This is a genomic window from Flavobacterium potami, assembly GCF_020026915.1.
GTDB lineage: Bacteria > Bacteroidota > Bacteroidia > Flavobacteriales > Flavobacteriaceae > Flavobacterium > Flavobacterium potami.
Genome location: NZ_JAINUY010000001.1, coordinates 1424044 through 1448435 on the forward strand (window position 1 = coordinate 1424044; position 24392 = coordinate 1448435).

At 35.6% G+C, this 24392-nt stretch carries 15 protein-coding genes; 12 read left to right on the top strand and 3 right to left on the bottom strand.

All coding sequences use genetic code 11. The annotated features are described in order from the left end of the window. Positions 1 to 189 precede the first annotated feature (189 nt). On the top strand, positions 190 to 1353 hold the full coding sequence (locus K6T82_RS05725; protein WP_223704966.1) for a zinc-dependent alcohol dehydrogenase: 1164 nt from the start codon (positions 190 to 192) through the stop codon (positions 1351 to 1353). A gap of 158 nt (positions 1354 to 1511) precedes the next feature. Here K6T82_RS05725 and K6T82_RS05730 read toward each other — a convergent pair whose 3' ends face one another. The 3 genes from K6T82_RS05730 to K6T82_RS05740 all read right to left on the bottom strand — a co-directional run bounded on the left by K6T82_RS05730 (position 1512) and on the right by K6T82_RS05740 (position 4761). After that, positions 1512 to 1691, bottom strand: a complete 180-nt coding sequence (locus tag K6T82_RS05730; protein WP_223704967.1) for a hypothetical protein — start codon at positions 1689 to 1691, stop codon at positions 1512 to 1514. Between the two features lie 109 nt (positions 1692 to 1800). Then, positions 1801 to 2457: a DUF6766 family protein gene (locus K6T82_RS05735; RefSeq protein WP_223704968.1), complete on the bottom strand. Its 657-nt coding sequence runs from the start codon at positions 2455 to 2457 to the stop codon at positions 1801 to 1803. A gap of 771 nt (positions 2458 to 3228) precedes the next feature. After that, positions 3229 to 4761: a tetratricopeptide repeat protein gene (locus K6T82_RS05740; protein WP_223704969.1), complete on the bottom strand. Its 1533-nt coding sequence runs from the start codon at positions 4759 to 4761 to the stop codon at positions 3229 to 3231. Positions 4762 to 5308: 547 nt separating this feature from the next. Between K6T82_RS05740 and K6T82_RS05745 the strand changes: the two genes are divergently transcribed. From K6T82_RS05745 to K6T82_RS05795, 11 genes are all read left to right on the top strand, one after another. Next, positions 5309 to 5956 carry a hypothetical protein gene (locus K6T82_RS05745; RefSeq protein ID WP_223704970.1) on the top strand — a complete coding sequence of 216 codons (648 nt, stop codon included), beginning with the start codon at positions 5309 to 5311 and terminating at the stop codon, positions 5954 to 5956. A 10-nt stretch (positions 5957 to 5966) separates the two neighbouring features. Next, the gene (locus K6T82_RS05750) at positions 5967 to 11612 is read left to right on the top strand and encodes a DUF7507 domain-containing protein (protein ID WP_223704971.1); all 5646 of its coding nucleotides are present in this window, start codon (positions 5967 to 5969) and stop codon (positions 11610 to 11612) included. 55 nt (positions 11613 to 11667) lie between these two features. After that, entirely contained in the window at positions 11668 to 12582 is a 915-nt protein-coding gene (locus K6T82_RS05755; RefSeq protein ID WP_223704972.1) for a PorP/SprF family type IX secretion system membrane protein, read from the top strand. Between the two features lie 2 nt (positions 12583 to 12584). Continuing rightward, positions 12585 to 14522 (top strand): OmpA family protein, encoded by a 1938-nt coding sequence (locus tag K6T82_RS05760; protein ID WP_223704973.1) that lies wholly within the window; start codon positions 12585 to 12587, stop codon positions 14520 to 14522. Between the two features lie 144 nt (positions 14523 to 14666). Next, the gene (locus K6T82_RS05765) at positions 14667 to 15134 is read left to right on the top strand and encodes a response regulator (protein ID WP_223704974.1); all 468 of its coding nucleotides are present in this window, start codon (positions 14667 to 14669) and stop codon (positions 15132 to 15134) included. A gap of 1061 nt (positions 15135 to 16195) precedes the next feature. Next, positions 16196 to 16354, top strand: a complete 159-nt coding sequence (locus K6T82_RS05770) for a hypothetical protein (protein WP_223704975.1) — start codon at positions 16196 to 16198, stop codon at positions 16352 to 16354. Between the two features lie 160 nt (positions 16355 to 16514). Beyond that, a complete protein-coding gene (locus K6T82_RS05775; protein WP_223704976.1) occupies positions 16515 to 16673 on the top strand; it encodes a hypothetical protein in 159 nt (52 codons plus the stop codon). A gap of 155 nt (positions 16674 to 16828) precedes the next feature. Beyond that, positions 16829 to 18490, top strand: coding sequence for a S41 family peptidase (locus tag K6T82_RS05780; RefSeq protein ID WP_223704977.1), 1662 nt, complete (start codon positions 16829 to 16831; stop codon positions 18488 to 18490). A 13-nt stretch (positions 18491 to 18503) separates the two neighbouring features. Next, on the top strand, positions 18504 to 19661 hold the full coding sequence (locus tag K6T82_RS05785; RefSeq protein ID WP_223704978.1) for a lanthionine synthetase LanC family protein: 1158 nt from the start codon (positions 18504 to 18506) through the stop codon (positions 19659 to 19661). Between the two features lie 31 nt (positions 19662 to 19692). After that, positions 19693 to 22539 carry a thiopeptide-type bacteriocin biosynthesis protein gene (locus K6T82_RS05790; protein WP_223704979.1) on the top strand — a complete coding sequence of 949 codons (2847 nt, stop codon included), beginning with the start codon at positions 19693 to 19695 and terminating at the stop codon, positions 22537 to 22539. 13 nt (positions 22540 to 22552) lie between these two features. Then, the coding region (locus tag K6T82_RS05795; RefSeq protein WP_223704980.1) for a peptidase domain-containing ABC transporter at positions 22553 to 24392 on the top strand (1840 nt) is incomplete at its 3' end.

A 24392-nucleotide genomic window follows, 5' to 3' on the forward strand; every position in this document is an offset into this window, starting at 1 on the left:
ATAATATGGGCGGCAAATCACCGCTGTTTCGTAAATCATAAGGGAAGTGATGCAGCTTGTGATGAGAAATTCTACTTTGATGTCCGGATCGTTGCTGATTTTGTTTTTGTAAGAATTTTAAAATATCCTGTAAAATTAATGGCTTAAATTATAGTTACTTAGCTGTCTATTAATATTAAAAAGAACATTATGAAAGCAGCTGTCATTCACGCACCTGGTTCCGTAAAATACGATACGGTAGAGGATCCAAAAATAAGTTCACAGGACGATATAATTTTGAAGGTCACTTCCACGGCCATATGCGGATCGGATCTGCACATTTATTCCGGTGCAATGCCCACATCGCCGATGGTGCTGGGACATGAATTTATGGGAATTGTCGAGGAAACCGGCCCCGCGGTTACCCATCTCAAAAGAGGCGACAGGGTAGTTGTCCCTTTTCCAATTGCCTGCGGAAGCTGCTTTTTCTGCAATCACGATGTGCCGGGAAACTGCGAACACAGTAATCCAGAGCATTATGGGCCTGAAGGCGGGATCCTTACCGAAAAGGGCGGGGCGCTTTTTGGCTATACTGATCTTTACGGAGGCTATGACGGAGGACAGGCACAATATGTAAGAGTGCCTTATGCAAATTACGGACCCCGCGTGGTGCCACAAGACCTTTCGGATGAGCAGGTGCTCTTTTTGACCGATATCTTTCCTACCGGATACACGGGCGTAGACTGGGGTGAAGTGAAAGGGGGAGAGACCGTCGCCATTTTCGGTTCGGGACCCGTCGGGATTATGGCCGCCAAGAGTGCCTGGCTAAGGGGCGCATCGCAGGTGATAATTGTCGATACACTTCAGTACAGGCTCGATAAGGCAAGAGTTTCTACGGGCGCGACCACTATTTTGTGGGATGACCCAAAAGATGTGGTCGAACATATTAGGTCCCTTACCAATGGCCGCGGAGCCGATGTCTGCATCGATGCGGTTGGATTTGAGCCGGAAAGAAGCCTTACAGACAAAATCAAGGCCACCATTAATTTTGAGAAAGGTTCCATAAAAGTGCTTGAAGCCTGTATGAGTGCGGTGCGAAGAAGTGGAACTGTTTCAATACTAGGCGTTTACCCTGTGAATTATGATAACTTCCCGCTGGGGCAGTTTTTTGATAAGGGGATCATCTTAAAGGGCGGCCAGGCGCCGGCCCACAAGCATATTGACAAGCTTCTGGACTATGTTGTGCAGGGAAAAGTGAAACTGGACGACATCATTACCCACAGGCTTCCGTTGTCCGAGATTTCGCATGCCTATGATATATTCAACAAAAAAGAGGACGGCTGCGTGAAGGTAGTGCTTGACCCTTGGAGATAATAGGAAATCCTTGCTTATGCTATAAAAAAAATCTGCATCAAATGCAGATTTTTTTATGTCAAAGGGCTAGGTAATTTTCCGAAGCATCTCTATATTGAATAGTCAGTGTATTTAGACTTTTTTTTACGAAACTTTTAAAGAGGCTTTTAGTGGGCTATTTACTGGGCAGCGGGCACCAGAACCGAATCCATAAATTTTCCGGTGATGACCGTCCCTTGCTCGTCTTCCCATTGGGTAATTACATTTTCGATAAGCTCGGGCTCGAAGCCTATTACTTTCATGACCGGTCCGCCGAATTCCTGCTGTACGTCCTGTCCTTTTTTATATCGGTTCTTCATAATCAAATCTTTTTAATGCATCGATCATCATTAAATTGGACAATAAATGCAGATGTTATTTTTATATAGTGGCAGCACATATGGCTGGCATGCAGTTTTTTTATTAATGCTATTCTCCTGTTTCCATATTCGGGGCATCAACGGGTTTGGACTGCGAGGATCCTATCTGGCGCAGGTAAATAGAAAGTAACACTATGGCAAATACCGATAGAAATTCACTTTGCCAGTTTTGGAAGGACTCAAACCAGAACCTGGAATCGATGATATAATCTGAGATCTTCTCCAACGGGATCCCTTTAAGCGCCAGCTGCTCGTTTTCGTCTTTGAGGCTGCCGAAAAAATGAATGACAAATGATATAAGAAACAGCGCCAATAGGGCTATAGTCAGGGAATGTTTGTAGATGCCCAATATCAGACCGCCTTTTTTAACCGGCCAAGGCGCGCCATTCCTGTCTGCAGAAGGCTGCCTATCCACTTCCTCCTGCCTGTCAAAATCTTTGGACTCCGATGAGCCTTTCTGCTGCAGGAAGATTGTAAGTATTACGAAAAGTGCCATTTGAAGAAATTCGCTTTCCCAATTTTCAAATGTGGACTCCAGGAAGTGCCCTGAGCTGAAATAGCCTGCCATGGTGACGGCCGATGCCCCTTCTTCTAAAATTTCTTTATTGTGCTGCTTGTAGCCAAATAAAATTTGGCCGGCTATTGAAAAGATAAATAAAAGAAAAAACACAATGGAGAGTCCGTTGTTGCGCAGAAATCTTTTCATGGTTTAAATATTTAACTAAACAAATTTCATAAAAGACCTGTCTTTTTCTGTTATATTTTTAACCACAAAAATTATAAAATTTTCTATTTGAAGAGGAAATGTTTTGTGATAAATAGTTAAAATGTTGGAAAGAAAATCGTCCTCATGAAGAAATTGAATAAATAATAATCCTTTTAGGACTAATTTGTAATTGTCAAGAGGTTGATTGTTAGTTGATTTTGTCGATTTTAATATTTTTTTTTATAATTTTGATGCTCTTATCTTGCTTGAAAGTTCTTCCTTAGAATGTCATAATTTATCATGAAATACATAGTTATTGTGATGAATATTTTTGCTTTGTTTTACTTAGTTCAAAGCTGTATCACATTTGTACCGCGTATGCGTGGAACCCATATATAACTGGGATTGCGACTTTCTGCATCGGAAAGTAGAGGGCACAAAGAACCACAAAGAAAAAATACACAAAAGAGCCAAATGTCAGTAACTAACATTTTGGCTCTTTTTTTTATTTTGTAATATTTGGTATTGTTTTGCTCGGATTTGTATCTCATATTTCGGAATAAAAAAATAACGATAAGGCAGATTATGGCACAGTTTGGCATCTTATGTCACATCAGGATAGGATTTATAGTGCAATGTGGGTAGATATTAGACTGCTGTTTGCCTCAGTCCTTAAGGCCAATGCAGTGGGATGATCATTACCCACAACCATTCCTCTGGCAAGATCGATCCTTCAGAGGCCAAATAAGAATAGTACCAGAAAGAAACTTCCTATTCTCCCTTATTCGTCTGAAGATAATTGATGAAAGTACGGGGTGAAACTCCAGTAACTTTTTTGAATGTAACGGTAAATCGGGTATGGGACGCAAAACCGGATTGGTCGGCCAGGTAACTGATTTTGTATTTTAAATATGTTGCATCGTTTTTCAGACAGTCGATGATATAATTTATTCTTAATTCATTGATATATCCGGCAAAGTCTTTTGATTTCTGTTTGCTGATGACATGCGAGAGATAACGATGATTTATGTTCAGTTCTGCAGCAACTGAATTTAGGGACAATGTTTTATTGAGAAATGATTTTGATTTTTCGAACTCCTTAAGGCTTTGTAAAATGCCTTTTTCGGTAGCCTCCGATATGTATTCCTTACCGCTTTCTTTTTTTGGTATATCCGTATTGACATGTAAAACCGCTTTTACAGGATTGATGTATGCCCTGATTTTTTTATTGTCCTGTTTTCTTTTATAAATGTAGGCGGCAATTGTAATTAAGATCGTAAACAGGCAGATGCAGATAATAGCCAGTTTGCTCTTCCTGTACTGCGACTGGTTTTGCAGCTTGCTTTCCTGGAGTGATTTAATCAATTCATCTGCAATAACTTTTTTATTGGCATTTTCGGCTTTGGTAAGTTTTAAATTTTTTTCATTGTAAAGGATGTATTTTTTACTATCATTTTTTTTGTAAAACTCCATCAGAGAGCTGTTAACCTCCTGCTTTAATGCAGAATAATCTGATTTGTTACCGATTTCTTCCGCTTTTGTGTAATTCAATAAAGCCTTTTTGTAGTCTTTGGTAAAAGTATATACATTGCCCAAACCATTATAAACAAAGCCTAGAACGGGGCTGTCATGTGCTAATGCTCTCTTAATATTTTTTTCGGCTTTTTCATAATAAAACAAAGCAGAATCAGGCTTTTTCATTTCCAGATAATTTCTGGCAATTATTTCCTGATTGATTGCAATCTGATAATTCTTGTCGGTTGTTGTAGAGGCTTTTTCGAAAAACTCATTCCCTTTTTTAAGATGAGCAATAGCTTTTTCGTAATTAGAATCGTGTAATTCGTAACACGCTAATTCTTGGGATAAATTTCCCTGAAAACGGTACATTTCGTTTTTGTCCTTAATTTTTTTGCTTATGCTGACCGCTTTGTCCAGATATGTTCTTCCTAAATTATATGTCTCATTTTCACGGTAGATTGAAGCTAGAAAACCGTAAATTTTAGCCTGAGCATGATAATTTTTATCTATTGTGGCTAGACTGTCCGCTTTCTTTAAAGAGGAAATAGCCTCATTATGGACTCCGTATTGGTACAGTATATGGGCCCTGAGCATACTTGAATTCAGTCTTTCCAAATTGTTCTTGGAAATGGCATAAAGTTGATCGGTATTATGGAGTGCTTTTTTGGGATCAGAACCAAGCAGATGATAGGTTTGCTCATAAATCGTATCAAATGATTTCTGCGAATACCCTAAAAAGGAAGATAGGAAGAATGTAAAAAGAAGCAAAGTAGTTTTAAAGTGCATATATAATCGGTTATAAATTAATTTGATCTGTTATATATTATAGCTGCAGAGGGGTTATGCTATACTTTTTAACTGCGGAAAAGTAGTTAATATTTTTTTAAAGAACACCAATAGTAAATTTTCTTAACAATAATAATATTTTATGTACGATAAGCGTAATTTTTTGCCAAGATAAAAAATAATTTCTCCCTTCCTTAACATACATAGACCTGTGATTTTTTTCCATCTTATAGCCCTCCTTTTATTTTGTTTTTTTAGTCTCAAATTTCGTCGGCCTGTTCCAAAATGGATTGCACACCAGATCAATACCTTATCTCGTTTTTTACAAGGATTATTTTTGTGTTTTGATTAAGTTGTTGGTATGTAGTTGTTTGTGTTTTTTTTTATTCGTTTATACTATATAAATTACGTAATTGATATAGTACTGAATGATTTTTCACCTCCGCAAATGATTAGTTTCGCAGTCGAAAATTTTAAAAAATATAATTATATGATTAAAGATGTTTATTTGAAATTTAGACGCCTAAATAGTAGTAGATCAATCCTCATGCTATTTTTTTTTTGCTTACTGATAAGTTTTAAAATTACTGCCCAAAATAATATCAGTAATGAAACCAATCCATATTATAAAATAATTTCATTTGGTCAAAAAAATGATTTCGGGAGTTTTACTTCTACTGTAGTCTGGAATATCAGAAATTCTAAAAACAATTCCAACGTTACGCTTTACGGTTCAGAGATTAATAATTATGTTTTTGAAGAACCGGGCGAATACGAAATTAATTTTCAAGACAACAAAAAACATGTTGGAGAGTGTAATCATGATGATTTTCCAGCCAGATTTCATATAAAAGTAGAACCAGTCAAGATAATTTTTGATTTTTCAAAAATTAGGTTTTCCAGCAAATTACAAGCAAATACGGATTATACCGATTTAGAGATCAGCGTCCCTGTAACGATTGACACAAAAAACAATTCAATTTCAAAAGCCTTGAGTCCGGTTATGTCTGTTTCCGGTGTAGGTGCATCATTAAAAGCCAAGCCAGTGGAACGTGAAATTGTTTTAACAAATAGAAATCATGTTTTTAAATATAGAGTTTCTGGGAGAATTGATAAACAAACCTATCTCATGTTTGATTTTTACGATTTGTATGGTCAGGTTCAAACCTATAATCATCCGCAATTAATAAAATAATAAATTTTTTATGGTAATAAATTACTCTGTCTTAAATAAGGTTTCGAATTTAAGAAGGGCATTCTATGTGCTTTTTATATTCTTTTTAGGCCAAATTGCAATACATGCGCAGTGTGCTACTCCTGTTATGGGATGCTCGTTTACTGATTTGTCGAACTTTGGAGTCGATTCCAATAATAATGCGAGAACAATTGAATACGATAACTTCGTTTCCAGTTATCATGCCACTATCGTCAGGACTTCTGATGGATCTCTTCAGATATGGGGAGAAAAAGTAGCAGGAAGCGGAAGCGCTGATATTCTATCTCCAATAACAATCAATGCAGCAAATTATCCAGCTCTGAATGCTGCAACTCCTTTAAAAGCGGCATTGGGAAGTGACAACGGAAATTTAGTACAAGGAATTCTGCTGGCAACAGATGGTTTGTACGCATGGTCTGTGGAAGGAACTGTACTAGACGACCAAATAACTTCTGGAAATTCTTTTGAAAAGCTTACAATCAACGGAAATACAAACGGTTTACCAACGGGCGTAAATCCTGGTGATGTTAAAATGATGTTTGCGACTTTTAAAACTTTGGCAATTACAACTTGCGCAGGAGAGGTTTGGGTAATCTCTCAAACGCCTGAAGTGAGAGGTAACGGCTCAACTGGCGACGCCCTGACTTGGTATCGGGTAACGACTTCGGATCTTGGTAATCCATTTTTGACTGATGTTGTTGCCTGTAGGGGAAATTACGATGGATTAATGGCTTTAAAATCGGATGGAAGTGTATATGTTTGGGGATCAAATGTGTTGCTGGGAAACAACACACCGATTATTGCGAATCAAAATAGGGCAGCGCAAATGACACTGCCTGTAGGTATCACACCAAAAATGATCGGTTCGTCTGGAAACAATACTTTGAGATCGTATTATATTTTAGCTACTGATGGCAACTTATTTACATTAGGTAGAAATGCCAGCAGACAATTAGGGGACTGGACAGGAACAGATAGATTTTCGTGGGTTCAGCCGAGATATAATTCTGCAACCGGTCCTGTGATGAATGATATCAAGTGGTTTAGTGTACAAGAGCATGATGCTACCTATGGCAGTGTCAATGTGATCAACAGCAATAAAAACCTATACGCTTTTGGGCAAAATCATTTCAATTTGCTGGGAGTACCAGGTAATTCCAGTAATCCGTCAATGCCAACCGGTTTGACTGTCAACGATAAAATTTTGGCTGTAGAAACGGGAGGGCATACTTCAATGATTGTGAAAAATTGTGAAGGTAATTTTGGTTACGCAGGTCACCGAATTAGAGGAAGTATGGGGAACGGAAGCAATGCCAACGTAACAGAAACAGTGTATACTTTTGCAACTGCACCGGTTCAGATTTGTGGTGTTGAAACACTTCCTGTAATTAAAGTTTCTGCAACAGGAGAAGGGCCAAACTCAAAATATTGTGTAGGCCAGCCAGTTACTTTAAATCTTACTCCAGCTGGGGGAAAACTTAGTGTATTAAGTGGTCCCGGAAGCGTAAGTGGAAACATATTGACATTTACTGGCGAAGGAACAGTAGTAATCGAGTATTCTGTTTCGGATTCCTGCGGAGGTGTCCCAACATTAACAACCAGAAGTTTTGAAACAGCGCTCTGTCCTTCTGATCTTCAGATAACAAAAGTGGTGGACAACCAAAATCCAAGTATTGGGACTAATAGTGTTTTTACGATTACAGCAACAAATAATGGTCCTTTCAAAGCATCTGGAGTTGTGGTAAATGATGTACTTCCTTCTGGATATACTTTCGTGAGCGCAACGCCATCAGTCGGAACTTGGTCGGCACCCAACTGGACTATCGGCAATCTCGCTAGTGGAGCCAGTGCCACTTTATCTATTACGGCTACAATTAATTCTTCAGGATCATACACCAATACAGCTGTAATTTCAGGAAATGAAAACGACCCTGATCTTTTAAATAACACATCGACAGTAACACCAGTTGTGCAATCCAATCTTTCTGTAACCAAAACGGCAAGCAATGCAACACCAAGTGTCGGAGAAAGAATCACGTTTACCATCACGGCATCCAATGCCGGTCCAAGCACTGCAACAGGAGTTTCTATAAACGATGTACTTCCTTCGGGATATACTTTTGTTAGCGCAACGCCATCAGTCGGGACATGGTCGGCACCAAACTGGACAGTCGGCAATCTTGCTAATGGTGCAAATGCTACCTTGTCTGTTGTTGCTGCAGTAAATGGTTCGGGATCATACACCAATACAGCTGTAATTTCAGGAAATGAAAACGACCCTGATCTTTTAAATAACACATCGACAGTAACACCAGTTGTGCAATCCAATCTTTCTGTAACCAAAACGGCAAGCAGTGCAACACCAAGTGTAGGAGAAAGAATCACGTTTACCATCACGGCATCCAATGCCGGTCCAAGCACTGCAACAGGAGTTTCTATAAACGATGTACTTCCTTCGGGATATACTTTTGTTAGCGCAACGCCATCAGTCGGGACATGGTCGGCACCAAACTGGACAGTCGGCAATCTTGCTAATGGTGCAAATGCTACCTTGTCTGTTGTTGCTGCAGTAAATGGTTCGGGATCATACACCAATACAGCAATAATTTCGGGTAATGAAAATGATCCGGATCTTTTAAATAACACATCGACAGTAACACCAGTTGTGCAATCCAATCTTTCTGTCACCAAAACGGCAAGTAGTGCAACACCAAGTGTCGGAGAAAGAATCACGTTTACCATCACGGCATCCAATGCTGGGCCAAGTACTGCAACAGGGGTTTCTATAAACGATGTACTTCCTTCGGGATATACTTTTGTTAGCGCAACGCCATCAGTCGGGACATGGTCGGCACCCAACTGGACAGTTGGCAATCTGGCTAATGGTGCAAATGCTACCTTGTCTGTTGTTGCTGAAGTGAATGGTTCGGGATCATACACCAATACAGCAGTAATTTCGGGTAATGAAAATGATCCGGATCTTTTAAACAATACCGCGACGGTAACACCAGTTGTGCAATCCAATCTTTTTGTCACCAAAACGGCAAGTATTACAACACCAAGTGTCGGAGAAAGAATCACGTTTACCATCACGGCATCTAATGCTGGGCCAAGTACTGCAACAGGGGTTTCTATAAACGATGTACTTCCTTCGGGATATACTTTTGTTAGCGCAACGCCATCAGTCGGGACATGGTCGGCACCAAACTGGACGGTCGGAAATCTTGCCCATAATGCAAATGCAACCCTTACAGTTACTGCAATCGTAAATGCGACAGGTTCTTACACTAATACAGCTATTATTTCAGGAGAACAGGATGATCCGGATAGAAATAATAATACAGCTTCTGTAACACCAAATGTAAATCATCTGCCTATTGCTTATGATGATACAAATGCCAATATACCGTCAACATCAGATGCTACGGCAATCAATCCTTTGCGGGCAACAGATTCAGATGGGACTATTGTGAGTTTTACAGTTATAACCTTACCATCAAATGGAGTTTTGGCTCTGAATGGAAATCCTATTGCAGCGGGTCAGGTTTTGACTCCATCGGAAGCTGCAAATCTTACTTATGATCCAAGTGGATTATTTACAGGAAACGATACTTTTACTTTTTTGGCAACAGACAATTCAGGCGCGGTTTCAGCATCAGCAACGATTACGATTCCTGTTGGTAATAATCCGCCAGTCGCGCATGATGGTTTAGGCGTAACAATTCCTTCAAAAGCCGGGGCAACTCAATTAGATCCTTTGACAGCAACAGATACAGATGGAACTGTCGAGAGTTATACGATTGTAACGCTACCGTCTCATGGAGTTTTGACTTTAAACGGAACGGCAATAACTGCGGGACAGGTTTTGACACCGGTAGAGGCTTCAAACATTATGTACGATCCTAATGGGAATTTTGCAGGAAACGACAGTTTTACTTTTACAGCAACAGACAATGACGGAGCCATTGATCAAACCCCGGCTGTAATTACGATTACGATTGAAAATACTGATATTGATGCAGTTTTAGATCAGCAGAGTGTAGTAAGCACCGATCAAACGATTACGGTTTTGAATGTTTTGGACAATGATACTTTAGATCACAACCCAGTGATTCTTTCTGAAGTTGATTTGAAAATTTTAGTTCCAGATTCAAGTGGATTTTTAACATTAAATCCGGATGGAACAATAGAATTGGCTGCCAATACGCCTGCAGGAGTTTATACTTTGACGTATGAGATTTGTGAAAAAGCAAATACAACCAATTGCAGTTCTGCCCAGGTTTCTATTACTGTTGAAGAACCAAATTTTGAAATAAAAGCAGAAACCCATTGCGCTAACAATTTACCTTATGTCTCCTATGAAGTTGTGGAAGATAATTTCACTCCAAACGGATTATTGACAATTAATTGGATCAACAACAACGGCGATGTGGTAGCTACACAAAGCAACATGCCTTTAAAGGGAGATATTTTATGGCTAGGAACAACGGTTGACAGCAACAACAATCGCACAAACTGGCCAGGTTGGAAGTTTGTTAACGGACAATGGATTCCCGATAATGACGGATTTCAATCCGCTTTTACCCTACAGTTTGTATTGAACTCAAATAAAACGGTTGTAGTTAATTATCCTTCTGGAAGTTCATGTAATGCAAGACCGCCATTTACCATCCAGGCTATAGACGAACCAAACGTAATATTAGCCGATGGAACTAACGGTTCTATGGAAATTGTAAATGTTTTGGATAATGATCTATTGAACGGCAATCCTGTAAAAGCGGCTGAAGTTGAGGTAAAAGGATTGGATTTTCCAACAGGAATCACTATAAATCCTGATGGAACAATAGACGTAGCGCCAAATACAGCAGGAGGAAGTTATACGATAACTTACGAAATTTGTGAAGCTGCCCATTTATCCAACTGCAGTACAGCAACAGTTTCGATTTTTGTTGAAGTTCCATCAGTTGCCATTTTGAAAACAGTAACCTTTAATGATACAAATGGTAACGGATTTTCAGAAGCAGGAGAAACCCTGACATATAATTTTTCTATAACCAATACCGGTAACACAGATCTTCAAAACATTTTGATAGCAGATCCTTTACCAGGAATTATCCTGAATGGAGGTCCGATCAATCTTGCCGTTGGAGAGACAGATAATTCGACTTTCTCAGCAACTTATACGTTGTCGCAATTAGATGTAAATCAAGGAATGGTCAGCAATCAGGCTACAGTCTCAGCAGTAACCAAAAATGGTAGTATCGTTTTAGACAAATCCCATCCTACAGATTTTAATAATGATGGTTTTACAACCATAGAACTGAACGGATGTGTCATCAAAGTCTTTAATGCCGTCTCTGCAGATGGAGATGGAATCAATGAAAAATTTGTCATCAGAGGCTTGGAGTGTTTTCCAGACAACACGGTTCAGATATTCAACAGATGGGGAGTTTTGGTTTTTGAAAGGGATCATTACAATAATAACGATATTGTTTTTAGGGGTATTTCAGAAGGAAGGGTTACCCATAAAGAAGCAGACGGATTACCGGAAGGAACCTATTATTATATTCTAAGATATAAAGATGGCCAGTCAAACCCGAGACAGGAAGCAGGATATTTATACTTTACCAGATAATATTTATACCAATTAAATGGCTTTGTAGAAAGAAGCCATTATCAAAATAAAATAGATGAAAAAAATAGTTTTTGCTCTAATGTCCTTTTTTTGTTGGGCCGCCGGTTTTGCACAGCAAGATGCGCAATTCACACAATACATGTACAATACGATAAACATCAATCCTGCGTATGCGGGATCAAGAGGAATGCTGAGTCTATTTGGCTTGTATCGTACACAATGGGTTGGGCTAGATGGCGCTCCTGAAACCAGCAGTTTTTCGATAAACACGCCACTAAGCCATAATCTTGGGTTGGGTGTATCTTTGGTTAATGATAAAATTGGTCCGACAAACGAGAATAATTTATCGGTGGATTTCTCTTATTCCATACCAACATCGGAAAACGCCCAGCTTTCTTTTGGAATAAAGGGAAGTGCCAATGCTTTCAAATTGGATCCAAATAAATTAAGTCCGGAAACTGCTGGCGATCCAAAATTTCAGGATTTCAACAATAGGATTACGCCAAATGTCGGAGCCGGAATTTATTGGCATACCGACAAAGCTTATGTAGGCTTATCGGTGCCTAATTTTATCCAGACCAATCGTTATAATGATAATGAGATCGCTATTTATAAGGAAAAGATCAACTATTATCTTATGGCAGGTTATGTGTTTAATTTGGATTATTATGACAGGATCAAATTCAAACCAGCCTTATTGACAAAAATGGTTGAAGGCTCGCCATTGCAGGTCGATGTTTCTGCTAATTTTATGTTTAATGACAAATTTGTAATCGGTGCAGCCTACAGATGGAGCGCATCAATTAGTGCATTGGCCGGCTTCCAAATTACAGACGGTATGTATCTCGGATACGCCTACGATCGCGAAACAACAAGATTGGCCAATTATAATTCGGGTTCGCATGAAATCTTTCTTCGTTTCGAATTCTTAAACAAATACAGCCGTATAACTTCACCAAGATTCTTTTAATCATGAAATTTAAAAATTTAATAATAAATCTAGTTTTCTCTCTTTCATTTTTTTATGGAACAGCCCAAAATGCCGCACTAAAGAAAGCAAAAAAAGATTATGATAAATATGCTTTTGTAGACGCTATTTCTATTTATGAAAAAGTTGCAGAAAGACGTTATGGCGACGAAAAGATGTTTCAAAAATTAGGGAACGCCTACTATTTTAATGCCGAACATACAAAAGCAGTAAAATGGTATGCTGCCCTGTTTGCTTTAAATGATCAGCAAAAATCGGAATATTGCTATAGATATTCCCAAGCCTTAAAATCTATTGGAGAATATAAAAAAGCAGATGAAGTGCTTGAAAAACTTAATGAAAAAGTGGAAAGCGATACGAGAGGAGAATTGTTTGCCAATAATAAGAATTATTTGGAGCAGATCAAATTCAATTCCGGAAGATTTGAAATTGCAGATGCAGGAATTAATTCCGTTCATTCGGACTATGGAAGTACTATTTTAAAAAACAAACTGGTATTTGCATCGGCAAGAGATACAGGTCTGGTAACGAAGAAATTATTCAAATGGACCAATAAATCCTTTACCAATTTATATGCAGCCGAAATAAATTCGGATGGAAGTCTAAAAGCCCCAAGACGATTTGACAATAAAATCAATACCAAGTTTAACGAATCGACTCCCACTTTTACTAAAGATGGAAAGACAATGTATTTTACCCGCAATAATTTCCTAAAAGGAAAAAAAGGCAAGAATGAAGAGAAAATTACATTATTAAAAATCTACAAAGCAGAATATGTAGTTGATAAATGGACTAACATTGTAGAACTTCCTTTCAACAGTAATCAATACAGCACTGCTCATCCCGCTTTGAGTACAGATGAAAAGAAGTTGTATTTTGCTTCAGATATGCCCGGAGGTTCCGGTCAGTCTGATTTGTATAGCGTAACTATAAATGATGATGGGACTTTTGGAAAACCTGAAAATCTGGGACCCGGAATCAATACAGAAGAAAGGGAAACCTTTCCTTTTATCTCTGGAGATAACGAGTTGTATTTTGCCAGCGACGGCCGACCTGGATTGGGAGGTTTGGATATTTTTTGTTCCAAGATTCTTAAAGATGGCGATTTCGGTCTAGTGCAAAATGTTGGAGAACCTGTAAATACAAAATTTGACGATTTTGCTTTCGTAATAGATCATTTGACAAGAATCGGATTTTATTCTTCAAATAAGGAGGGCGGAATTGGCAATGATGATATATACAAGTTTTTGGAAACCCGAAAATTAAATTGTCATAAAACCCTATCCGGTATTATCACAGATAGCGAAAGTGGCGAAGGATTAATGGGAGTTACTGTTGTTTTATTGGATGAAAAATTTGAAAAATTAGAAGAAATAACCACAAGCAAAGAAGGTATTTACAGTTTTGAAATAAAGTGTAATACCAAGTATTACATTAGAGCTTTAAAAGAAGATTATGAAACTACTGAAAGTGAAGTAGAAATTGATCCATCTACAGATCAATCCGAATTAAATCTTAAGTTAGAAAAACGAATTCGTCCAATTGCGGTTGGAACAGATTTGGCTAAAACTTTAAAAATTCCTTTTATCTATTTTGATTTGGACAAAGCTATCATAAAAAAAGAAGCTGTTTTTGAGCTTGAGAAAATTTTAGCCGTATTAGAGCAATATCCTGACATGAAAATTGATGTCCGTTCTCATACCGACAGTAGGCAGAGCAAAAATTACAACATGGTTTTATCTGATAAAAGAGCAAAAGCAACTTTGGACTGGTTTGTAAAAAGAGGAATTGCTCCTTCCAGATTAACTGGAAAGGGTTACGGTGAAAGCCAATTGGTCAATGAATGTTCTGATGGAGTAAAATGCAGTGAGGAGGAGCACAGGCTGAACAGAAGAAGTGAATTTGTCATCGTCTCATTTTAATATGAATAGAAAATGTACCAAATCGACATTATTACTGATTCAATTAGATTGTAAGATTCTCCGCAAATTAGCAAAAACCTAAATCTCTATAGATATAAATTTATGTAGATTTTCAAATTTTTATCCAACGAATAATTTTAAACTATGTTGCAACAGCAGAATTCCATTACGAGTATTTACCTGGCAGAGGATGACGAAGATGACAGCACTTTATTTCTGGAAGTTTTCAGCGAAATCCATCCTGAAATTGCTGTAAATGTATCCGAAGATGGTCAGCAGCTTTTAGATCATCTTCATGAAACGATGTGGGATAAACCTCAAATAATATTTCTGGACATAAACATGCCTCTTAAAAACGGTTTTGAATGCCTGAAAGAAATCAGGAGCAGTAGCTGTTTTGATTCAATAAAAATAGTGATGTTTTCGACCAGCAGCAGCAAGCTGCATATAGAACTCTGTTACAAACTGGGAGCCGATCTTTATGCGGTTAAGCCAGGACCTTTTCAAGAGGTTAGAGAAATCATTAAGGATATTATGACAGTTGATTGGGGAAAAACCGAAAGAAACAGATCAGAGTTCCTTCTGTCCGCTAATAAAATGAGTATCGTATAAAAAACTGCTGCCTAGTTTTGGACATGACTTACTTAAATGGAACGAAAGAGATTTTTTGGTTTGTTTTTATAAATGTTTATGGATTGTACTGCCATTGTTTTAAATATGTGCTGTGCAAATAAGTTTGAAGCGCTGTAATCTTATGGAAATATCCTGCAAGCTTTTGATTATCTGTTGTTGTGATTTTGATTTTATAATTGTAACAGAACTGTTTAACAAACCAAAAAAATAGCAGTGGACTGGCGCGATTCATTTGGGGTTCTGTTGAATGATTTAGTTAGTCATAGCATACATGCCGAATTACTCCCAAGTTTTTGGGAGTTTTTTTATGCAGTTCACTGTTTGGGGTTTTCTGTGGTTTTTAAAAGTGTATCATATAGATTCTCAATGTCAAGAATTTCATAATCAGCACTCTGCTTGTTTACAGTATATGATTTTGTCATCATACATTGGTAGTGCTTATAGGAGGGCTCAACAATAATTTCGTTTTTGAAATTGATGAGTAACGAGATGGTGCACCAGAGACCCTCTTCCTAATCGCTCTGGTAGTTGTACATCAGCTCGGTAAGGTTGATCACAAATAAATCATCCTTTAATGCACGGTCATTCAATTGTAGTCAACAGGGATGAATAAGTTTTCTTCAAGGTCAAGACGCACCATTTTTCGCCATCAAGCTATAAGCACTCGATTTAGAAGTTTTCTGTTTATCGATGTCATGATATTTCAGTGCGTTGATTTTAGAATTTTAAATAATACAAAAGCTATTTATAAATGCTTTCTATTTGTCTTAAGTTTTTCATTATCAGTTATTTGTTTGTGTAAAAAAAATCTTTAAATAAAATGTTTTTTTGTGAAAACATTTCTGAATAAATTAAACATAAGTTAAATTTTGTATTTTTATTCCTACTTTACGGAAAGACGTAAAAAAAGCAGGATTATACTTATTACATTTGAATTATCAGCATCTGTAAGGGAATCCATACTCTAAGTGCACGTAGATATGAATAACACGAAAGGATGGATGAAAAGTAAAATTATTAATCATATAAACAAATTAACTATGAAAAAGTTAAGTTTAAAAAATCTTAAAGTTGTAAAACTTACAGAAAATGAGCAAAAATCTATTAAAGGAGGAAAAGAAAAGCAACACTGGGATACTTCAGACCAATGCAACCGTACTTCTGGGCCTTATGTAATGGGATGCTACGCAAATCCTTGATTATTTTTTAAACTGTAATTATCTGAAAAGATTAACGGTTTAAAATAAAATTTATTCAATACTCAGCTTATTTCTTGCTGAGTATTGTTTTTATTTTAATTGTTATTCTATAAAAGATGGTTTCCTTAAATTATCATTAATCTTCTTAAAAATATTAGTTATGAAAAAATTAAGCTTAAAAAATCTAAAAGTTGTTAAGCTAACATCACAAGAGAAAAAAGCAATAAAAGGTGGTGGCTGGGATACATCTGATCAGTGCAACCGTACTTCAGGACCTTATGTGATGGGATGTTACACAGGAACACCAGAAGATAAATAAGGTGTAAAACAACATATTTCGGGATTATTTACAAATCCTTTAAAAGAAATGCATAATAAATTTATTTATTATGCATTTACCTCAAATTTCCCTCTAATGATTTTATTTTTTTGTTGATCGGCATGACTTCATAAATTATAAAAAAAAAATAATAAATGATAAGAACGTTAGTATTTTTATTACTTGTATATACTCAGGCTGCCAATTGTCAGAACACCGTAACAGAGACTCATAAACTTGCAGCAGTATGTAAAATATGGGGTTTTTTAAAATATTACCATCCAAATGTTGCTAGAGGAGATTTTAACTGGGACAAACAGCTTAAGGATATTTTACCCAAAATAGAAAAAGCAAAAACTAAAGAAGAATTTTCATTGACTATTACCAATTGGATAGATTCTTTAGGAACAGTTCCTGAGACTAAGATTATCGACAATGAATCTGGCTCTGAGTATTTTGATGAAAATTTTGACCTTTCCTGGATTACAAATAATACTCTGTTTTCAAAAAATCTTATCAAGAAAATGAAATTTATTGAACAAAACAGATTTCAGGGCGATCAGTATTACGTTTCGACATTTAACGCTGGGAATGTTTTTGTCAGAAATGAAAATTATTTAAATTTTAAACCAGACAGCAAAGAATCAAGGATTCTGGTTTTATTTATGTTTTGGAATGTCATAGAGTACTTTTATCCGTATAAATATTTAATGGATAAAAATTGGGACAAAAGTTTAGAGGAGTTATTGCCAGTATTTGTTAATGCGGGCGGAGAAGAGGATTTTTATGTAGCGGTTAAACGTTTGACAGTTAGATTAAATGATTCGCATGGGCTATTTTATAAATATCCTGATCCTAATCCGGAATTAAATAAAAACAAATATTATTTTCCTGCCGGTGTCAAAATAATTGAGGATAAAATTGTTGTTACCGAAATCCTAAGTGACAGTATCGCTAATGCTGATAACATTAAGGTGGGAGATGTAATTACTAAAGTTGATGGTAAAAATGTTAAGGATATTGTACTTGAAAATAAAGAGTATGTAAATGGTTCGAATGAAGCTTTTTATTTGTACAACCTTTCACTTTCTATCCTATCGAAATATTCAGAATCTGTTGAATTGGAATTTCTTGAAAATGACAACTACAAAACAAGGATAGTTAATCTTCACAACTACCATGATTCCCATATGAATGAATATAGGAAAAAAGAAAAAAAAGAAAGGTTTAAAATTTTAGACAAAAATATAGGTTATGTTGATATGGGACTGCTAAAAATTCAGAATATTCCCTCAATGATTGAAAATCTACAGTCGACCAAGGCGATTATTTTTGATTTAAGAAATTATCCTAACAGTACATACGAAGAGTTGTCAAATTTCCTGAACTCAAAGCCTAAAGGATTCGCCATTTACACGAGACCTGATTTACATTACCCAGGAAGATATATTTGGAAGGATCCTACTGTAACAGGTTTCGAGAATAAAAATAATTACAAGGGAAAAGTAATTGTTTTGGTAAATGAGTATACTTTCAGCCAGTCTGAATGGACAGCAATGTGCTTTAAGACAGCAGATAATACTACAATAATCGGCAGCCAGACAGCAGGCGCAGACGGTAACGTTAGTGTTATAGATCCTGTCAAAACTTTTATTTCAAGATTTTCGGGTATAGGTGTCTATTATCCAGACAAGAAGGAAACACAGAGAATCGGAATAATTCCTGATATTCAGATTAAAGCCACAATAAAAGGAATTAAGGAAGGAAGAGATGAAGCGCTTGAAAGAGCTATTCTATTTATTAATCAGGGAATATAGGTTACTACTAAATATGAGAGATGAAATTTTAGAAATCGAAAAAAACATTTGGAATTCTTATCATACCAATGAAAATTTCGGATTGTATGTAGGCCTGTCGGGTATCATTATGTTTTATGATTATCTACACGCTGCTTTTGGCGAGGAGGAATACGAAAACAAGCTCCTAACGCTTATCGAAAAAACAAATGAATTAATTGAAAAAAAAATTAATTCCTACTCCATTTGTTCTGGTTTAGCAGGTTATGGACTTGCCCTGTTAAGGCTACAGAATAAAAGTGTTGAGATTGAGGAGGATTATTTCTTAACCATTGACAGTCTTCTTATTGATCAATTCAAAGAGCACTATAAATCTGGTAATTTTGATTTTATGCATGAATCAATGGGTATTGCCATGTATTTTATAGAAAGATATAAAACAACAGAAAGTAAATTGATTTTAAAGATACTAAACGATTTTTCGCATTATCTGGTTTCTGGAATAAATGGGGACTTTTTTAGTATATTAATGAAATCAAGCGAAACTAGAAATAATTATTATTCTTTTGGGATTGCTCATGGTATTGCCAGTTATGCCAATTTCCTGATTTATTTGAAAAAAAATGTTTCAACTCTTGATTTGGATATTACTAAAGCTTTGAAAGTCTGTGTTGACCATCTTCAAAAAAATAAAAAATACGACGGTATTTCAAAGCAATTTTTTGCAAATGTGTTTTTAATAGAAGACAAAAAGTTCATCCCATCCAGGCTTTCATGGTGCCAGGGTGATCTAGGAGTTTCTAATGCTTTGTTTAATGCTGGTGTTTTTCTGGAAAAGGATGATTTAATTAACGATTCAGTTCTGCTTATGAATAACTCCTCCCTGATAAACTTTGAAGATTCAGGTGTTAGAGATTTTGGATTCTGTCATGGTTCTGCCGGCATAGCAGTCCAGTTTTTTCTGGCTGGACAGAAGTACGGTTTAAACTATGAACCTGCGATTAATCGATGGCTAGAAAAAATAAAACAACAAACTAGCAATTTTGAGACTTTCTTCTATTATGACAATTCAAGGGAAAGCTATCATCCGGAAGTTAATCTTCTTTTAGGATCTGCGGGACTTGCCCTGACATTATTAACCGTAAACAAAGTAATAGATGCAAAGTGGTTAGAAGTTTTTAACCTGCACTAGTTGTAACATTTAAAAAAATAAAATATTCCCCATGATTTTTTTTGATAATATTATTAAGAGAGTTGCCAACTTTTCTGTTCAGTCATACGATCTAAATAAAAATAATCTACCCGATTTTTTCAATAAAAGTGAATTGTTTAATCTTTGTCTTTTGACGGCATCGGGGAGTTTGTATCATGCTCTGAATAAAAATAAAGAAGAGAAGACGGCACATTCACTTTCTAATTATTTTTTAAGGGCTCATTTTAATCCTACTCCTTTTGGTGTTTTTAATAGTGTTGGAACACTAAAGTGGGGTGACAAAACTAGTATAGTAAAAGGCGATAGTCTATTTGTCACGGTCAAATACGATAACTATTTTATTTCTTCAAAATTAATTGAGAAAGCTGATGAAAGATGGAAGGATACAACATACTGCATGAATCCGACCGTACATTTTATAAATGATGAAAAAATTGGTTTTTATAAGTCCAAAAATAAGCTTAATGACAAAATAGACCTTCACTATATTGAAATTGATTGTGATGACGATTTAAGATGGCTTTTAGATCAATTTAGTAATCCTGTAACCATGTTAAAAGTGATTGATGATCTTATTTCACAAAACTTTGATCAATTGGAGGTGGAGACATTCTTAAAGGAAATCACTGAAACGGGACTGATTATAGATTGTTATCTGTTTGAATCATATGCAAGTAAATTAAATGCTTCACATCCTTTCTTTGTGTCCGATCTAATCGAAAAGAGAGAACATTTTATGGGATCGGACGAGAGTATTAGAACTTTTGCCAAAAGTTATATTAAAGAACAAAATGATTTATTTAAGGATATTGATTGGCCTAGGAATTTTTATGCAATTAATTCCTTTGATACCAATTCTGGAAGTTTAGATTTTAATCTACAGGATAGAATAAGAAAGTATATAGATTTTACCGTTCAATATAACTCACATACAACAATTGTAAATGATAACATAAATAAGTTTATCGGCAAGCTAAGTGAAAAGTATAATGATGGTTTTATAGCATTAAACGATATTTTTAATCCATATTCCGGTATAGATTACACTAAATTAAAAGAGGACAAGGAATTAAAGCTTCATCAGGATATTGTCATAAAAATATTATCCTCTAAAAATAATGAGCTATTTCTGAATTTACCAGTAGATAAAAATATAGATATAAAAGCATCCAAATTGCCTGCCAGTTTCAATATTATTTTTGAAAAATTAATATGTAAAAAATCAGGAGAATCAATTATACATGTGCTTGGTTTAGGAGATCCTTCTGCATTGAATATAATTTCAAGGTTCAGCGATGTTACAGAAGATGCTTCTCAAGATATTATTGAGTATGAAAAAGAAGTCCATAAAGGAAAAATTATTGCAGACATAAAATGTATGGGAAGTTTCCGTAGCATAAATGTAGCACCTCAAAAGCAGCGTTATGATTACTGTATTCCAATAAACAGTTCTTATGATGAAAAAAGCAATCCTATTTTGCAATCTGACCTTTTTATTCATTTAAACGGAAAAAATATTTCACTGGTGTCAAAAAAACTGCAAAAGGAAATATTGCCGAAAAAAGTCTCTGCAGTCAACCAGAAACTTTTTGATTCCAGTGTTTACAATTTCCTATGTGATTTTGAATTTTATAATCAGGAAATATATGGCATTAATGCAAACTTTAACTTGTACCGTCATTCTGTTCCATATGTTCCAAGAATTTATTTGGAAAAAGGCATTTTAATTCATCCTGCACAGATACTACTGGTTTATGATAATTTTACTCTTGAAGAGTTTAAAACATATTTGTTAGAAAAAATCGAAGCACATTGCTTTTCGCAGAAAATAGTCATTATTGATAGACAAAGAAATCTTATTCTGGATACTGAAAACGGGGATAATCTTTTTTTCTTATTTGAAAAGTTAAAAGAGGAAAAATATTTTTATGTTTCCGAATGTCTATATGAAAATTTTGATCCCTTAATCAGCAGGGGGGAAGAAAATTTTGCTCACGAATTAATTGTAGGCATTAAGAATTCACATTTCCTGAGGCCGAATACGGATTACAAAGATGTAGAAATAAAAGAAATAATATCAGATAATGCTACTTTCATTTCAGATTGGCTTTATCTGGAAGTATTCTGCAATATTCATTCTGATTCTGAAATTTTTAAAGCAATAGAGAATAAAATTATTTTAGAGGATAAAGCAGATCAGTTTTTCTTTGTCAATTACTTTAACCCTGATCGTCATTTGAGGTTGCGTTTCAAAACTAAGTCTACTGAAAGTAAGCAGTATATTATTGGTGTTATTCATGATTTGAAATTAAGAAACATAATCGGTAAGTACCATGTTTTACCCTATAATCAGGAATTACATAGATATGGAGGAAGAAAAATTATGGAATTTTCTGAAGAGATTTTTGATCTGGACAGCAGAAATTTTTTGACTGATATTGCAAATAATGATTTGAGCGAAGAAGAATCACAGATTTGTGCAATATTAAAAATTAAGAATTATTTGAATTTTTTAGGATTTTCTCTAGAACAGATGATCGTTTTCTGTGAAAATGCTGTAAAGAATTATTCAAATGAATTTGAATTAACATCGGAACTAAGGAAGGATTTCAATAGAGATTTTGCAGTATTAAAATTTAAAATAAACTCTTATAACTTCAGTAATTTTTTGACAGATTATATTTTTAAAGAGGATACTTTTAGTGAGAATGATAAAAAAATAGATGTAGAGGCATATGCTTGGTTGATTATACATATGAGCATGAATAGACATTTTCAGGAAAATCAGAGATTTATGGAATTTAAGATGTACTATTTTGCTAAGGCCTATTTTAATCAGCTCAAATTTAAAAGATAAAATATACTGAAATTTGAAGAATTTTATTAATTACAGACAAGCCGATCATAAGGATTGTGGCCCTACGTGTTTAAAGATCATAGCTAAATATTACGGAAAAACAATCAATATTCAGGAGTTGAGAGATTTCAGCGAAACAACTCGTGAAGGAAGTAATTTGCTTTTTCTGAGTGATGCCGCCGAAAAAATCGGATTTAGGACTCTAGGTGTAAAATTGTCCGTATCAAGCTTTGAAGAAGCGCCTCTTCCATGCATTCTTCATTGGAATAATGACCATTATGTTGTACTTTATAAAATAAAAAAAGGCATTTATTATGTCTCAGATCCTGCTTTTGGTTTAATTGAATATAATGCAAAAGATTTCCTAAAATTATGGATTGGAAACAATGCAGATGAATTTACAGAAGAAGGAATCGCTTTATTAATCGAAGCAACGCCTAAATTTTTTCAATCCGATTTTGATAAAGAAGATAATAAAGGATTAGGATTTGGTTTATTGTCAAAATATGTCCTGAGATATAAATCTTTTTTGGTTCAACTAAGTGTTGGATTGTTAGGAAGTAGTTTGTTACAGTTGATTTTTCCGTTTCTAACTCAAAGTATTGTCGATGTCGGAATTCAGAATCAGAATCTTAATTTTATTTATTTAATTCTCTTCGCACAGCTTTTTTTATTTGCCGGAAAAACTGGTTTGGAACTTATCAGAAGCTGGATTTTACTTCATCTTTCTACCAGAATCAATATTTCTCTTATTTCAGATTTCTTTATCAAACTAATGAACCTGCCTATTTCGTTTTTTGATGTAAGAATGACCGGAGATATTATGCAGCGAATTAACGACCATCGCCGAATTGAAAAAATCCTGACCACATCATCCTTAAATGTTCTTTTTTCTGTCATCAATATGGTAGTAATGGGAGCGGTTTTAGCGTATTTTAATCTGAAAATTTTTTTTATTTTTTTTATTGGAAGTTTGCTTTATTTAGGGTGGATTACTTTGTTTTTAAAGCGTAGAGAAGCATTGGATTACAAGAGATTTGCAGAGGTTTCACAGGAACAAAGCAAAGTAATGGAGCTGATAAACGGAATGCAGGAAATCAAACTACATAACGCCGAAAAGCAAAAACGTTGGAGTTGGGAATATGTTCAGGCAAGATTATTTAGAGTTTCGATCAAAGGATTGGTTTTAGAACAAACTCAAACTATCGGTTCTTCTGTAATTAATGAATTAAAAAACATTTTTATTATTTTCCTTTCGGCGAAATTAGTAATCGATGGTTCAATTACACTCGGAATGATGCTCGCCATCAGTTCAATTGTTGGCAGTTTGAATGGCCCGGTGACACAACTTATAGAATTCGTGCGAGAACTTCAGGATGCCAAAATTTCGCTTGCCCGATTATCAGAAATCCATGAAAAAGAAGATGAGCTACAACAAGAAGCGAATCAGACCAACGAAATTCCTCATGATGCCGATATCGAAATCAAAAATGTATCATACCGATATCTAGGTGCAGATGCTCCAGTTTTGGACGATTTGAGTTTAGTAATTCCAGCCAACAAAGTAACTGCAATTGTAGGGGTCAGCGGAAGCGGAAAAACAACATTAATGAAACTGCTTCTGAAATTTTATGAACCTGAAAAAGGAGAAGTTAGCATTGGCAATGCGCAACTAAAAAATATTTCGCAAAAAGCATGGAGAGCAAATATTGGCGCTGTAATGCAAGAAGGATTTATCTTTAGCGATACCATTGCCAACAATATTGCTTTTGGAGAAGACAGGATTGATAAAGAAAGACTGGTATACGCTGCAGATGTTGCCAATATCAAAGAATATATCAGCGGACTTCCTT